Raw genomic sequence first — 13,271 nt, 5'->3', positions numbered from 1 at the left:
CACGGACGTGCACGGCCTCTGCAACCCTGGTCGCGCCTCCCGGCTGCTCGATCCTGGTGCGCGACAGGTGTGCTGCACGTTCGTGCACGTGAGTTGCCCGCTCTCTCGCCGGAGCGCACGATCGTTGGTGACCCCACGAACAGACGAAGGAAGCGACGAACCATGTCGAAGACGACACAGCCCAGGAAGACGGTGACCGCCCTCACCGAGCGCCCGAACGCGCAGGTCCTCATCGTCGGTGGTGGCATCAACGGCATCGCCACCTTCCGCGACCTCGCGATGCAGGGCGTCGACGTCGCCCTGGTCGAGCGCGGCGACTACGCCGGCGGCGCCTCGGCAGCGTCGAGCCACATGATCCACGGCGGCATCCGCTACCTGGAGAACGGCGAGTTCCGCCTGGTGCGCGAGAGCGTGCAGGAGCGCAACGGCCTCATCCGCATCGCCCCGCACTACGTGAAGCCGCTGCAGACGACGATGCCGATCTTCTCGACGTTCTCCGGCATCATGAACGCCCCGCTGCGGATGCTGACGCACAAGCAGCGTTCCACCAAGGAGCGCGGCGCCATGCTCATCAAGATCGGCATGACGATCTACGACTCCTTCTCGCGTGACGGCGGCTCCGTCCCGAAGCACGTCTTCCGCACGAAGAAGGCCGCGCTCGAGGACATGCCGGCCCTCAACAAGGACCTGAAGTACACGGGCACCTACTACGACGCGAGCGTGCACGAGCCCGAGCGCCTGGCCCTCGACGTCCTCAAGGACGGCCTGTCCGCCGGCGCCGACCGCGCCCGCGCGGTCAACTACGTCGAGGCAGCCGGTACCCGCGACGGCGGCGTCCTGCTCCGCGACCGCGAGACCGGCGACGAGTTCGTCTTCACCGCCGACGTCGTGATCAACGCCTCCGGCCCGTGGACCGACCTGACGAACGAGGCCTTCGGCGGCGAGACGAAGTTCATGGGCGGCACGAAGGGCTCGCACATCGTCGTCCACAACGACGAGCTGCTCGAGGCCACCAAGGGCCGCGAGCTGTTCTTCGAGAACGACGACGGCCGCATCGTCCTCATCTACCCGCTCAAGGGCCGGGTGCTCATCGGCACGACCGACATCGACGCCGACCCGTCGAAGCCGGTCGTCACCACCGACGAGGAGATCGACTACTTCTTCGGGCTGGTGAAGCACGTGTTCCCGCAGATCGAGGTCACCCGCGACCACATCGTCTACAGCTACTCCGGCATCCGTCCGCTCCCCCGCCACGAGGACACCGCCCCCGGCTTCGTGTCCCGCGACTACCGGATCGTGGACACCCCCATCGCCGGGCTGCCCGGGTCGACCGTGCTGTCGCTCGTCGGCGGCAAGTGGACGACGTTCCGCGCCCTCGCGGCGCACCTGTCCACCGAGGCGACGACCAAGCTCGGCGTCACCCGCACGGTCGACACGACCGGCATGCCGATCGGCGGTGGCAAGGAGTTCCCGACCACCGATGCGCAGCGCGCCCTGTGGGTCACCGCGCACGGCCACGGGCTCGACGAGTCCCTGGTCGAGGGCCTGCTCGAGCGCTACGGCACCCGCGCGGCCGAGGTCGTGGACGTCCTGGTCGACGGCCCGGTCGACGCCCTCGAGTCGGACCCGTCGCTCACCCGCGCCGAGGTCGCGTACTTCGCCCGCCACGAGCAGGCCGTGCACCTGGTCGACGTCGTCCTGCGCCGCACGAACCTGGCGTTCGTCGGCGGCGTCACGATCGACCTGCTCGACGAGCTGGCCGACGTGCTCGCCGAGGCGCTCGGCTGGACGACCGAGGAGCGCGCGGACGAGGTCCAGCGCACCCTCGACGTCCTGCGCGAGTCGCACCGCGTGATCGTGCCGCTCACGTCGGCGTCGCAGCTCGCGTAGCGCTCGTCCCCCACGGACAGGAGGCCCGGTACCAGCTGGTACCGGGCCTCCTGTCCGTCCGCTGGTCGCGTTCGCGGGCCGCGGGCCGCTGGTCGCGTTCGCGGTCGGCTGGTCGCGTCAGGCGCGTTCGCCGGTCGGGTCCTGGGCCGTGCGGTCGATGAGCTGCTCGCCGCCGATCGGCTCGCCCTCCCAGTCCACCAGCCGCCAGCCGTCGTCCGACGACCCCTCGAGCTCGACGATGCCGGTGTTCTCGAGGTTCCGCTTCGTGCCGAAGTGGTCCGGGGTGTTCTGCGCCGCGGCGCTCGCCCACGTGCGGATCGCGGCGCCGTGGCTGACCGCGGCCGCCACCGCGACCCCGCTCGCCTCGATCTGCCGCACCGCGTCGTCGTAGCGCGCGAAGAACTCGTCGCCGCTCTCGCCGCCGGGCATCCGCGTGCTGCGGTCGCCGCCGGACCACCCGTGCACGGTCGAGATGTAGATCTGGACCGAGGTCGCGTCGCGCTTGCCCTGGGTGTCCCCCGCCGAGATCTCGCGGAGGCCCGGCAGCACCACCGGCTCGAGCCCGAGCGACGCCGCCAGGGGTGCCGCGGTGTGCTGTGTCCGGACCATCGACGAGACGAAGAGCCGCTCGATGCCGCGGTCGGCGAGCGCCGCGGGCAGGGCGTCGGCCTGCCGCTGGCCGAGTTCGGTCAGGCCGGGGCCGGGCACCTCGGCGTCGAGGATGCCGTGCACGTTCGCGGGGGTCTGGCCGTGGCGGATGAGCAGCAGTCGCATGGAGCCACCCTACGGACGGCCGCCGACGTCAGCCCTGGCGGGTGTTCCAGCGTGGGTCCTTCTTGTTGATGACGTAGACGCGGCCGCGGCGGCGCACCACCTGCGAGCCGGGGATCTTCTTGAGCGCCTTGAGCGAGTTGCGGACCTTCATGCGTGCCTCCTTGTTGAGAATGCTTTTCAGTTAGAGTAGCCGACATGTCTCCCGTCATCACCCTCGTCACGGCCCTCCACCAGGAGGACGCGGACCGCGTCGCTGCTCGGATCAGCTCCGGCCACCGGATGCACGTCGCGGAGCGCGCCCTCGCCGCCGCGCGTGCGATCGCCGATCGAACTGACCAGCTCGACCTGGTGTGCGGACCTTCGGCGGAGCACGGACTCGTCGTCACGCTGCACCCGGGGACCGACGCCCGCGCGGTCGGCATGCTGCTCGCGAACGCCGCCAGGGCCGAGACCGGCGACGATCGCGTCCTGCGGCACGTCGTGGGTGTGCTGCGGGCGGACGACCTCGCGCACCTGCTGTGGTCGGACGTCGACGACGCCTTCGTCGAGGCCGACCGGGTCGCCGCGCTCGTCGAGTACGCGACGGTCATCGCCCTCGACCGTGTCGAACCGTTGTCCGGGGTCCGGCGGCGGGCACTCGTGGCCCTGCTGCACCGGCTGGCACCCCAGGCCGTCATCGTCGCTCTGCCGACGATCCGGAGCGCCGCGGACCTGCCGGCGTCGAACGGCGGCGCGGCGCGCGTGCTCGCGACCGGGGCCGGTTGGATGCGGGCGCTGTCGAGCGGCGCGGACACCGGGCGGGAGGTCCGCGACGACCTCGTGTCGATGCGCTACCGCGAGCCGCTGCCGTTCCACCCCGGACGCCTGGCCGCCGTCATCGAGCAGGACCTGGCGGCGGGGGTGAACGGCCGGGTTCTGCGGTCGAAGGGCTTCTTCCGGCTGGCCTCGCGCCCGGACCACGTCGGCTCGTGGTCGAGCGTCGGCGCGATGCTCGCCCTCGACCCCACCGCGAACCCGTCGTGGGACGCGGACGCCCCCGTCGGGCAGGCACTGTGGTTCGTCGGTGAGCGACTCGACGTCCGGGCGATCGAGCGGGCCCTGGACGGTGCGCTCCTGACGCCGGACGAGCTGCTCGCCGGCCCGGACGTCTGGCGCGGCTGGGCGGACCCGTTCCCGGTCTGGCCCGCGGTCGACCCCGCATCCGAGCACCGGCACGACTGACGGCGGCGCCGCGCCCGGCAGCGGGAGCGCCTGCGGCGTGCGTGTTCGCGCTCCCTCCGACCGTCCACGACTCGATCGACGCGTGGGCAGTCGGAACATGCGCCCGCATCGGGTGCGCGTGCATCCTGCGACGGACCACGAGACGATCGACGCGTGGGTCGTCGCTCGATGCGCGTGCACCGACGCCGCCGACGCCGCCCGACGTCAGGCGAGTGCGTCGAGCACCGCCCGCGCCGTCGCGGCGTCGGTGACGAGCTCGTTGACGAGACCGCCGCGCACCGCGCCGAGGATGCTCGTGACCTTGGCGCTGCCGACGGCGACCCCGACGGCGTGCGGGACGGCGGCGAGGACCTCGCGAGAGGTCCGCACCATCCGGTCGCTGCCGGGGAACTCGATGGCGGCGCCGTCGGTGTCGTAGAAGTTGAGGCAGACGTCGCCCGCGGCACGGTCGAAGACGGCGTCGTCGACGGGCACGCCCCGCGCCGAGGAGTCCCGGGTCGGCGCCGGTGCCCCGATGCCGAGGATCGCGCCCTTCGCCCGTCCCCACAGCCCGACGACGTGCTGGAACGCCGGGTCCTCGTCGAGCGTCGCGCGCATCGCCGCGGACGGCAGGGCCTGCGCGAACAGGAACGCCGGGATCGCACCGGAGCGTTCGGCGGCGGCCCGGGTGATCTCGTTCGTCTGGAACCACGGCGTCGGGTCCGCCTGGCCACCCACCGTCGGCACGAGCTGGACGCCGGGCATCGGCGGCACGGCGGTGTGCGCGACGTCGTAGACGGTGCTGCCGGACGACATGAGGACGGCGTCGCCCGGCGCGAGGTTCATGCCCTCGACGGCGGCGGCGATCGGGCCGGCCAGGTCGACGCCGAGCGTCGCCGTGTGGGTGACCGCCGCCAGGTGCACGGCGCCGAGGCCGAGCACGACCTGCAGGCGTTCGGCGAGCGCCACGGTCTCGTCCTGGAACGGGTCGACGACCTCGATGCGGACGAGTCCGGCGCGGCGGGCCTCGCTCACCAGGCGTGACACGGTGGGGCGGGAGACCCCGAGCCGCGAGGCGATCTCGGCCTGGGTGGCGTCCTCGAGGTAGTACATCCGCGCCGCCTGGTAGACGGTGTCGAGCGGGAAGCGGGTCCGGGAACCCTCGGCGGCGGGGAGCTCGGCGGACATGGGGCGATCGTAGCGGGACGCCCTCGGCGCCCGGTGGGTCGGAGGACGCACTCCCCCCGGAACGCACAGCGGGCTGTCGGGGGTCGGACGTACGGTACCCACGTCTCGAACGCTCCACGAGGGGATCCCGATGAAGAAGTCAGCCTGGCTGCCAGCAGTCATCGCGCCGGTCGTCGTGGCCGGCGCCGTCGCCGTCGCCGCCCCGATGATCGCGAGCGCGGCACAGGAACCGATCGCCGGCACGCAGCCGAGCGCCGCGGACGTCATCGCGAGCATCGCGCACTCGTCCGACGCGGCCTACTCGGGCAAGCTCGCCCAGACGAGCGACCTCGGGCTCCCCGAGCTGCCGACCGGGTCGGGCGGGTCCTCGCTCGAGGGCGACGCCTCCGACGTGCTCGGGCTCCTCACCTCGTCGCACACCGCGCGGGTCTACGTGGACGGCGAGGACAAGCAGCGGTTCCAGCTGACGCAGCAGCTCGCCGAGCAGGACGTCGTCCGGAACGGGTCCGACGTCTGGACCTGGGACTCGGAGGACCGCACCGCCACCCACGTGACGCTGCCGAGCGGTTCCGCAGGAGACCACCTGCGGGACGGCACGGCGACCCCGGCGGACATCGCCCGGCAGGCCGTCGACGCCATCACGCCGACCACGACGGTGTCGAAGCCGACCCGCGTCAGCGTCGCCGGGCACGACGCCTGGCAGATCACGCTGACCCCGAAGTCGTCGGACACCCTCGTCGGTTCGGTGCAGCTGGCGGTCGACCAGCAGACCGGGCTGCCGCTGCGCGCCGCCGTCACGGCAGCGGGCCAGGACGACCCGGCCGTGCAGGTCGGCTTCACCAGCCTGTCCTACGGCGCACCCGCTGCGCGGCTGTTCGACTTCACGGCGCCCGCGAACGCGACGGTCACCGAGAAGGACCTCTCCGACGTCCGCCAGCACGCCCGCGACCACGCCCGGGGCGATCGGCCGGCCGGCCCGGCGGTCACCGGTACGGGCTGGGACACCATCGCGGAGCTCCCCGCCGGCACGGTCGACCAGTCGTCCCTCGGTGAGCAGGCCTCCGGGCTGCTCGACCAGCTGACGACGCCCGTCGACGGCGGTCGTGCGGTGCAGACGTCCCTCGTCTCGGTCTACCTGACCGACGACGGCCGGGTCCTCGCCGGTGCCGTCCCGGTGTCGTCGCTGGTCGCCGCCGCGAAGTGAGCACGACGGAACCACCCGGCGCGGGACCGACCACGCCATCGACGCCGTCCATCGGCACCGACACCGACCTCGCGATCCGCACCACGGACCTGCAGAAGGTGTTCCGGCGGCAGCGTGCCGTCGACGGCATCGACCTGGCGGTGCCGCGCGGCGCGGTGTTCGGGTTCCTCGGGCCGAACGGCTCCGGCAAGACGACGACGATCCGCATGCTGCTCGGGCTCTCGAGCGCGACCGGCGGCTCGATCGAGGTCCTCGGGCAACCGATGCCGTCGGCGCTGCACCGGGTGCTCCCCCGCGTCGGCGCACTCGTCGAGGGTCCGGCCGCCTACCCCTACCTGTCCGGTCGGGCGAACCTGCAGCGCTTCGACGCCGCCGACCCGACGTCGGACCCGCGCACCCGTCGGGAGCGCGTGGCGCGCGCCCTCGACCGCGTGGGGCTGTCGCACGCCGCCGACAAGAAGGCGCACGCGTACTCGCTCGGCATGAAGCAGCGCCTCGGCCTCGCGAACGCCCTGCTCGCGCCGCGTGACCTGCTCGTGCTCGACGAACCGACGAACGGCCTCGATCCGCAGGGGACACGCGAGGTCCGCAACCTCATCCGGTCCCTCGCCGACGACGGCACCACGGTGTTCGTGTCGAGCCACCTGCTCGCCGAGATCGAGCAGGTCTGCACGCACGCCGCGGTGATGCGCGCCGGCAAGCTCGTCGCGCAGGGCACCCTCGACGACCTCCGCTCCGCCGGTGCCCGCACCGTCACGGTCCGCACGCCGGACGTCGGGCAGGCCGCCACCGTCCTGACCGCGCTCGGCCTGGCGCCGCGGCACGAGGGCGGCGCGGACGTCCTCGTCGCGGACCTGCCGCAGGAGGTACCCCCGGAGACGATCACGGCCGAGCTCGTCCGTGCGGACGTCCGCGTCCGCGGGCTGAGCGTCGGCGGGGGCACCCTCGAGGACCTGTTCGTGGCGCTCACCGGAGAGGGGTTCGATGTCGCAGCCTGACGCCGTCGTCCGTCGACAGCGGACCTTCGCACTGCTCGGCTCGGAGCTCGCGCTGGTGTTCCGTCGTCGTCGCACCTGGGCGATGCTCGGGGCCCTGGCGCTCGTGCCGATCCTCATCGCCGTCGCAGTGCGGGTCGCGACGTCCGGTGACGACGGCGGCCCGGCGTTCCTCGGCGACATCACGAACAACGGCCTGTTCGTCGCGTTCACCGCGCTGACGGTCTCGATCCCCCTGTTCCTGCCGCTGACCGTGGGGGTCGTCGCCGGCGACACGGTCGCGGGCGAGGCCAGCCACGGCACGATCCGGTACTTGCTCGTGGCCCCGACCGGCCGGTTGCGCTTCGTCCTGGTGAAGTACGTCGGCGCGGTCGCGTTCTGCCTCGCCGCGACGCTGCTCGTGGTGCTCGTCGGCGCGGCCATCGGTGCCGTGCTGTTCCCGATCGGGCCCGTGACGCTGCTGTCCGGCACGCAGGTCGGCGGGTGGTCCTACGCGGGCCGCGCCCTGCTCCTCGCGCTGTACGTGACGCTGTCGATGCTCGGCCTGTCCGCGATCGGGCTGTTCGCGTCCACCCTGACGAACGTGCCGGTCGGCGCGATGGCGGCGACGGTCGTGCTCGCCGGGGCGTCGCAGGTGCTCGACCAGCTGCCGCAGCTCGAGTGGCTGCACCCGTTCCTGTTCTCGCACCAGTGGCTCGGGTTCGGCGACCTGCTCCGCGACCCGATCTCGTTCGACTCGTTCGGGTCGAACGCGGTGCTGCAACTCGGCTACGTCGTCGTCTTCGGTGCCCTGGCGTACAGCCGGTTCGCCACGAAGGACGTCCTGGCCTGAGCACGTCGATCCGGCCGGTCAGCCGGGCACCCGGCCGCCGGCCGGGCACGTCCCCTCCTGCGGCCGGCTGGTGGCCGGCCGGCGGCCCGCCGGTCAGTCGGCGGGGGTGATCGACCCGCCGGCCATGCTCGGCTCGGTGCCCTGCGGGTCCTCGGTGGTGCGCGCCTCGGCGTACCGGTCGCGCAGGTCGCGGGCCTTCTCTGAGCGGTACCAGTCGAGTCGCGCACCCGTCTCGACGGTCTGCATGCCGATCACGACCTTGCCGCGCGACTTCATCTCGGCCAGGTCCTCGTACGCCTCGACGATGTACTCGAAGGGGTAGAACCCCGAGATGAGGACCTGCACCCGGCGGTCCTGCACGGCCTTCGCGAGCAGGGTGAGGAGTTCGCGGGTCTCCTCGTCCTCGGCGGGGGCGCGCAGGAACCGCACCTCGATGTCCCGCCGCTCCTCGGACGACACGAACCGCTCGTCGCTGACACCGAGTCGCTCCGCCAGCAGTTCGGCGTTGCTCTCGCCGTGGTTGTCGATGAAGGCGGTGATCGGGCGGCCGTCCGCGATGTCGCGGATCCGGTCCTCCTCGCCCTCGCCGTAGGCGACGGGCAGCGTGCCGATCTGCCGCAGGTAGTCGTGGTTGCGGGGGCTGCCGAGCGCGATGACGGTCGCACCGGAGTCGTGCGCGAGCTGGCACTCGATGTGCCCGACGCCGCCGGCGGCCGCGGTGATCACCACGGTGTCGTCCGGGCCGAGGCGGAGCGACCGCACCACGGAGACGGCCGTGCAGCCGGCCAGGTACAGGCCGCCGGCGACCTCCCACCCGACGTGTTCCGGCTTCTTGATGACCGCACCGCGCGGCACCGCGATCCAGGTCGCGTGGGCACCGCCCGTGGGTGCGTGGCCCATGACCTCGTCACCGACGCGCAGGTCCTTCACGCCGTCGCCGCGTGCGCGGACGATGCCGGCGAAGTCGACGCCCTGGTGCGCGGGGAACTCGAGGTCCACGTGGTCGCGGAGCTTGCCCTCGCGCAGGAACCGCTCGATGTGGTTGAGGCCGGCCGCGACGATCTCGACGACGATCTCACCGGGTCCGGCCGTCGGCTTCTCCTGCGGGACGAGCTCGACGACGTCGAAGTCACCGTACCGGTCGAACTGGACTGCACTGCCGTGTCGCATGGCTGCTCCTTCGCTGCGTGGTGGCTCCGGCCTACTCGGTGTTCCCGCGTGCAGCCCGAACAGGCGGGGTACCGGCGTGCGGACGCGACCAGGCGACGGACGGGAGGCCCGTGGCGGATCCGCCACGGGCCTCCCGTCCGTCCCGACGCGCGTCCACCGCGCGCGTCGTCAGTGCCTGCCGGCCTGCGCGATGACCGACGCCACCGCGTCGGCGTCGAGGTGGAAGGCGATCGGATCGGCGTCGGGGTCGGGGACGCGGAACGGCGTCGACCAGATCGAGCCGTCCTCGGCGACGTCGACGACGAGCGCCCCGCTGCCGACGTGCGCCGACTCCTCGTCGTACGCGCCGGTCACGTCGGTGTCGTTCGCGACGCCCGGGGCGACGAGGACCGGGACGCCCGCCAGCGACCCGGCGAAGTGGTGGTGGTAGTGGCCGCCGAGCACGACGTGGACGTCGGAGCCGCCGATCGCCCCGGCCAGGTCGCCGGGGTTCTGCAGGCGGAGGGCGTCGTGCAGTGCGGTCGGCGCGGGCAACGGCGGGTGGTGCAGGACGACGACGCTGCCGTGCGGCGCGTCGTCGCCGGCGAGCGCGGTGCGGAGCTTGTCGAGCGCGGCCTCGGACACCTCGCCGTACCCGGCTCCCGGCACGCTCGTGTCCACGGTGACGATGCGCCGGCCGGCGACGATCGACTGCCCGGCGACCGGGACCGTCGGCGGGTGGTACTCCATCGTGTGTGCGAGCCGGACGCCGCCCTCGCCGAGCACGTGTCCGTTCACGAGCACCTGGCGGAAGCCCTCGCGCAGGTCGTGGTTGCCGGGCACGGCGACGAGGGCCGCTCCGTGCCGTTCGGCCCACCCGCCGACGCGGTCGAGCACGGCGGCGTACGACGCGCGGCTGCCGTCCTCGGAGACGTCCCCGGAGACCACGACGAGCCCGACCCCGGGGACGCCGTCGGCGTGGGCGAGCACGCGGTCGAGCGCGGCGGCGGTGTCGACGGACCCCTGGTGCAGGGCGCCGTCGCCCGTCAGGTGGGTGTCGGACAGGTGGAGGATGCGGAGGGTTCCCGGTGCCGGCGGCTGCATGCCCGCCACGGTACCTGCGCCGGTGGTCCGGCGGCTGGCGGGCGGGTTAGCGTTGCCTGGTGACCGACGCGCTCATCGACCTCCGCTCCGACACCGTCACCCGTCCGACCGCGGCGATGCGCGCCGCGATGCTCGACGCCGAGGTCGGCGACGACGTCTTCGGCGAGGACCCGGAGACCACGGCGCTCGAGCACGAGGTCGCCGCACTGCTCGGGCACGAGGCCGGCCTGTTCACCCCGACGGGCTCGATGGCGAACCAGCTCGGGCTGCGGTTGCTCGTCGCCCCGGGAGCGGAGCTCGTCGCCGACCAACAGGCGCACGTGGTGCGGGCCGAGCTCGGTGCCGCCGCGGTGTTTTCCGGCATCACGACCAGGACGTGGCCGTCGGACCGCGGTCGGCTCGTCGCCGACGCCGTGCGCGAGCTGGCCGAACCGAACGCCGGCGCCTACTCGGTGTCGACCACCGCGATCGCGATCGAGAACACCCACAACTTCGGCGGCGGGACCGTGCAGCCGCAGGACGAGGTCCGCGCGGTGCAGGCGTACGCCCGGGCGCACGACGTCGCCGTACACCTGGACGGCGCCCGGCTGTGGAACGCGCACGTCGCGTCGGGCACGCCCCTGCACGAGCTCGCGGACGGCTTCGACACCGTCTCGGTCTGCCTGTCGAAGGGACTCGGCGCCCCGGTCGGGTCGGTGCTCGTCGGCTCGGCGGAGCGCATCGCCGCGGCGCGGATCTGGCGGAAGCGGTACGGCGGGGGCATGCGGCAGACGGGCTTCCTCGCCGCGGCCGGCCGGTACGCCCTGGCCCACCACGTCGACCGGCTCGCCGAGGACCACGCGAACGCCCGGCTGCTGGCCGAGGCCCTCGACGTCGACCCGTCCCACGTCGACACGAACATCGTCTTCGCCGAGGTCGCCGACCCGGCGGCCTTCGTCGAGGCCGCGGCCGCCGACGGGGTGCGGCTCATGCAGCTCGGGCCGCGCCGGGTCCGGCTCGTGACGCACCTCGACGTCAGCCAGGAGGACGCCGTGCGGGCGGCGGAGGTGCTGCGGACGCTCCCCCGCTGACACGGGCTCGGGGACTGTCCGCGACCTCGGCCCGCCCTGTGCGCGGGAACCGTCGGCTCATTCGGCGGTGGGTGGACGAGGACGACCAGGAGCGAGCGTGCCCGCTGCCGCTGGCGGCGTTGCGTGGGCCACCGGCGTCCGCCGAGTGCCGCGGCGACCGGGCACCGCATCGGCGCCGGCGCCGGGCCTCGCGCCGGGCACCGCGCCGCACACCACGCCCGAGGTCCGCGCCGCGCACCGCACCGCGCCAGGCACCGCGACCGGGCACCGCGCCGCACCGCGCCGCACCGCACCGCGCCGCACCTCGTGCCCGGGTCCGCGCCGGGCACCGCGACCGGGGTCCGGAGCCCGCGCCGGGGCCCGGGGCACGGAGCACGTAGCACGGGCCAGGACCCGTCCTCTCTCCTGATCGCTGACGGTCCTGGTTCGTGCAGTCCGGGGATCGCGAACCACGACCGTCACGGCGCGCGACGGCTACTCCGCCCCCAGCCGACGGCCGTGGCACGCGCGGCCCGGCAGTGCGGCGACGCGGCGACCTGACGATCACGGCGGCTCGACGATCCGGCGATCCGGCGATCCGGCGTTCCGGCGACCCGACGGCCCCGACGACCCGACGGCCGCGGGAACCGGCGGCTCGACGGCCTCGGCGCGGCGGGGCGGGGCGGTGAACAGGAGGCGAAGGAACCGCCGGGGGTGCAGATTACGGTCATTACCCCCGAACGGGGGGCAGCATCGTGCATGATGTCCCGGGCGCCCCACGATGGGCCCCGTCCATGCCAGAGCCCCACCTCACCGAGGAGCCCGACATCGCAACCCGAACCCTGCGCCGTCCCCGGCGCACCAGTGACCACCTGACCACGACCGACCGGAGCACGCGGTGAACCGCCGCGCCCTGATCGCCGCCGCCACGACCGGTGCGCTCGTGATCGGTGTCCCGACCGCCGCTTCCGCCACCACCTGGTGGGGCTGGGGTGGGCACCACCACCACGCCCCGCCGACGGCGCCGCCCACGCCGGGACCCACCGGCGAGGACACTCCGACCCCGGCACCCTCGGAGACGTCTGCCCCGGAACCGTCTGACACGACGGACCCGCAGCCCACGGAGACGCCGGACCCGGCTCCCGCCCCCACCGACGAACCGACCGCGAGCCCCACGCCCGAGCCTGCCACCGCCCCGGTCGACGAGGCCGCCACGGCAGCGTCCCCGCCGGACTCGTCGTTCGTCGAGCAGTTCTCGGCGGGTGCCGCGCTCGGCCAGGTCGCGTCGGCGTACGCGCAGTCGTGGCAGCCGTACCCGGACGGCACCTCGGGCATCTACGCGCCGAGTCGCACGGTCACGGCGCACGACGGCGTCCTCGACGTCGCGCTCGGCACCGGCGCGGGTGCTGCGGGCACCTTCGGCACGAAGGCCGGCGCCTGGGACCACGTCGGCGGCTCGTTCTCCGTGCGTGCACGGGCGACCGGCGGCGACGGCAACGGGGCGGCCTTCATGCTCTGGCCGACGTCGAACCGGTGGGCCGACGGCGAGATCGACTTCCCCGAGGGCAACTTCGAGGCGAGCCCGTCCGCGTTCCAGCACTCGATGACCCCGGGCCGCGAAGCCGAGCGGGTCCAGGTGCCGAGCGGCGTCTCGTGGCGCGACTGGCACACCTACACGGTGGACTGGGACCCGGGTCGGTCGGTCACATACAGCGTCGACGGACAGGTGCTCCACACCGTGACGAAGGACGTCCCGACGACGCCGCACCGATTCATGTTCCAGGTCGGCAACTGGGGCGCGTCCGGACACCTGCTCATCGACTGGGTGTCCACCACCGAGTGAGCGGTGCGGGCCCGAGGGGGCCTGCGCGATCGCGCCCCGCTGC

The 13,271-nt window shown here is 73.5% G+C and carries 12 protein-coding genes; 7 read left to right on the top strand and 5 right to left on the bottom strand.

Annotation, left to right across the window (positions count from 1 at the left end; all coding sequences use genetic code 11):
* The first annotated feature begins 162 nt into the window (after positions 1–162).
* The gene (locus BIU94_RS12880; RefSeq protein ID WP_071260894.1) at positions 163–1,890 is read left to right on the top strand and encodes a glycerol-3-phosphate dehydrogenase/oxidase; all 1,728 of its coding nucleotides are present in this window, start codon (positions 163–165) and stop codon (positions 1,888–1,890) included.
* Between the two features lie 117 nt (positions 1,891–2,007).
* Here the strand turns inward: BIU94_RS12880 and BIU94_RS12875 are convergent, their stop codons facing one another.
* The gene (locus BIU94_RS12875; protein WP_071260892.1) at positions 2,008–2,664 is read right to left on the bottom strand and encodes a histidine phosphatase family protein; all 657 of its coding nucleotides are present in this window, start codon (positions 2,662–2,664) and stop codon (positions 2,008–2,010) included.
* Between the two features lie 28 nt (positions 2,665–2,692).
* Positions 2,693–2,815: a type B 50S ribosomal protein L36 gene (ykgO, locus tag BIU94_RS12870; RefSeq protein ID WP_056224971.1), complete on the bottom strand. Its 123-nt coding sequence runs from the start codon at positions 2,813–2,815 to the stop codon at positions 2,693–2,695.
* A gap of 44 nt (positions 2,816–2,859) precedes the next feature.
* Here ykgO and BIU94_RS12865 point away from each other — a divergent pair, with 44 nt between their 5' ends.
* The gene (locus tag BIU94_RS12865; RefSeq protein WP_071260889.1) at positions 2,860–3,885 is read left to right on the top strand and encodes a GTP-binding protein; all 1,026 of its coding nucleotides are present in this window, start codon (positions 2,860–2,862) and stop codon (positions 3,883–3,885) included.
* 204 nt (positions 3,886–4,089) lie between these two features.
* On the opposite strand, the gene BIU94_RS12860 is transcribed toward BIU94_RS12865, so the two are convergent.
* The gene (locus BIU94_RS12860; RefSeq protein WP_071260886.1) at positions 4,090–5,052 is read right to left on the bottom strand and encodes a sugar-binding transcriptional regulator; all 963 of its coding nucleotides are present in this window, start codon (positions 5,050–5,052) and stop codon (positions 4,090–4,092) included.
* Between the two features lie 130 nt (positions 5,053–5,182).
* On the opposite strand from BIU94_RS12860, the gene BIU94_RS12855 reads away from it, so the two are divergent.
* The 3 genes from BIU94_RS12855 to BIU94_RS12845 are packed head-to-tail and all read left to right on the top strand — an operon-like array spanning position 5,183 to position 8,083.
* Entirely contained in the window at positions 5,183–6,256 is a 1,074-nt protein-coding gene (locus BIU94_RS12855) for an outer membrane lipoprotein carrier protein LolA (RefSeq protein ID WP_071260884.1), read from the top strand.
* Positions 6,257–6,306: 50 nt separating this feature from the next.
* A complete protein-coding gene (locus tag BIU94_RS12850) occupies positions 6,307–7,254 on the top strand; it encodes an ABC transporter ATP-binding protein (RefSeq protein ID WP_071261988.1) in 948 nt (315 codons plus the stop codon).
* Positions 7,241–8,083 carry an ABC transporter permease gene (locus BIU94_RS12845; RefSeq protein WP_071260882.1) on the top strand — a complete coding sequence of 281 codons (843 nt, stop codon included), beginning with the start codon at positions 7,241–7,243 and terminating at the stop codon, positions 8,081–8,083. Before BIU94_RS12850 ends, BIU94_RS12845 begins: the two co-directional genes overlap by 14 nt.
* A gap of 93 nt (positions 8,084–8,176) precedes the next feature.
* Here BIU94_RS12845 and BIU94_RS12840 read toward each other — a convergent pair whose 3' ends face one another.
* Together BIU94_RS12840 and BIU94_RS12835 are read right to left on the bottom strand one after the other, a co-directional pair.
* Complete coding sequence (locus BIU94_RS12840; protein ID WP_071260880.1) at positions 8,177–9,253, bottom strand: NADP-dependent oxidoreductase; 1,077 nt, start codon at positions 9,251–9,253, stop codon at positions 8,177–8,179.
* Between the two features lie 168 nt (positions 9,254–9,421).
* Positions 9,422–10,336 (bottom strand): metallophosphoesterase, encoded by a 915-nt coding sequence (locus tag BIU94_RS12835; RefSeq protein ID WP_071260878.1) that lies wholly within the window; start codon positions 10,334–10,336, stop codon positions 9,422–9,424.
* A gap of 59 nt (positions 10,337–10,395) precedes the next feature.
* On the opposite strand from BIU94_RS12835, the gene BIU94_RS12830 reads away from it, so the two are divergent.
* Together BIU94_RS12830 and BIU94_RS12825 are read left to right on the top strand one after the other, a co-directional pair.
* Positions 10,396–11,406 (top strand): low specificity L-threonine aldolase, encoded by a 1,011-nt coding sequence (locus tag BIU94_RS12830; RefSeq protein ID WP_083404813.1) that lies wholly within the window; start codon positions 10,396–10,398, stop codon positions 11,404–11,406.
* An 877-nt stretch (positions 11,407–12,283) separates the two neighbouring features.
* Positions 12,284–13,228 (top strand): glycoside hydrolase family 16 protein, encoded by a 945-nt coding sequence (locus BIU94_RS12825; protein ID WP_071260874.1) that lies wholly within the window; start codon positions 12,284–12,286, stop codon positions 13,226–13,228.
* Positions 13,229–13,271 lie beyond the last annotated feature (43 nt).

The organism is Curtobacterium sp. MMLR14_006, assembly GCF_001864985.1.
Taxonomy (GTDB): domain Bacteria; phylum Actinomycetota; class Actinomycetes; order Actinomycetales; family Microbacteriaceae; genus Curtobacterium.
This window is presented reverse-complemented; position numbering and strand designations above follow the sequence as displayed.

What these genes read in the sequence shown, in the direction of transcription:
- BIU94_RS12855 (WP_071260884.1), top strand. Translation starts at nt 5,183, where the DNA reads ATGAAGAAGTCAGCCTGGCTGCCAGCAGTCATCGCGCCGGTCGTCGTG.
- BIU94_RS12845 (WP_071260882.1), top strand. Translation starts at nt 7,241, where the DNA reads ATGTCGCAGCCTGACGCCGTCGTCCGTCGACAGCGGACCTTCGCACTG.
- BIU94_RS12865 (WP_071260889.1), top strand. Translation starts at nt 2,860, where the DNA reads ATGTCTCCCGTCATCACCCTCGTCACGGCCCTCCACCAGGAGGACGCG.
- BIU94_RS12835 (WP_071260878.1), bottom strand. Translation starts at nt 10,336, where the DNA reads ATGCAGCCGCCGGCACCGGGAACCCTCCGCATCCTCCACCTGTCCGAC.
- ykgO (WP_056224971.1), bottom strand. Translation starts at nt 2,815, where the DNA reads ATGAAGGTCCGCAACTCGCTCAAGGCGCTCAAGAAGATCCCCGGCTCG.
- BIU94_RS12840 (WP_071260880.1), bottom strand. Translation starts at nt 9,253, where the DNA reads ATGCGACACGGCAGTGCAGTCCAGTTCGACCGGTACGGTGACTTCGAC.
- BIU94_RS12875 (WP_071260892.1), bottom strand. Translation starts at nt 2,664, where the DNA reads ATGCGACTGCTGCTCATCCGCCACGGCCAGACCCCCGCGAACGTGCAC.
- BIU94_RS12860 (WP_071260886.1), bottom strand. Translation starts at nt 5,052, where the DNA reads ATGTCCGCCGAGCTCCCCGCCGCCGAGGGTTCCCGGACCCGCTTCCCG.
- BIU94_RS12880 (WP_071260894.1), top strand. Translation starts at nt 163, where the DNA reads ATGTCGAAGACGACACAGCCCAGGAAGACGGTGACCGCCCTCACCGAG.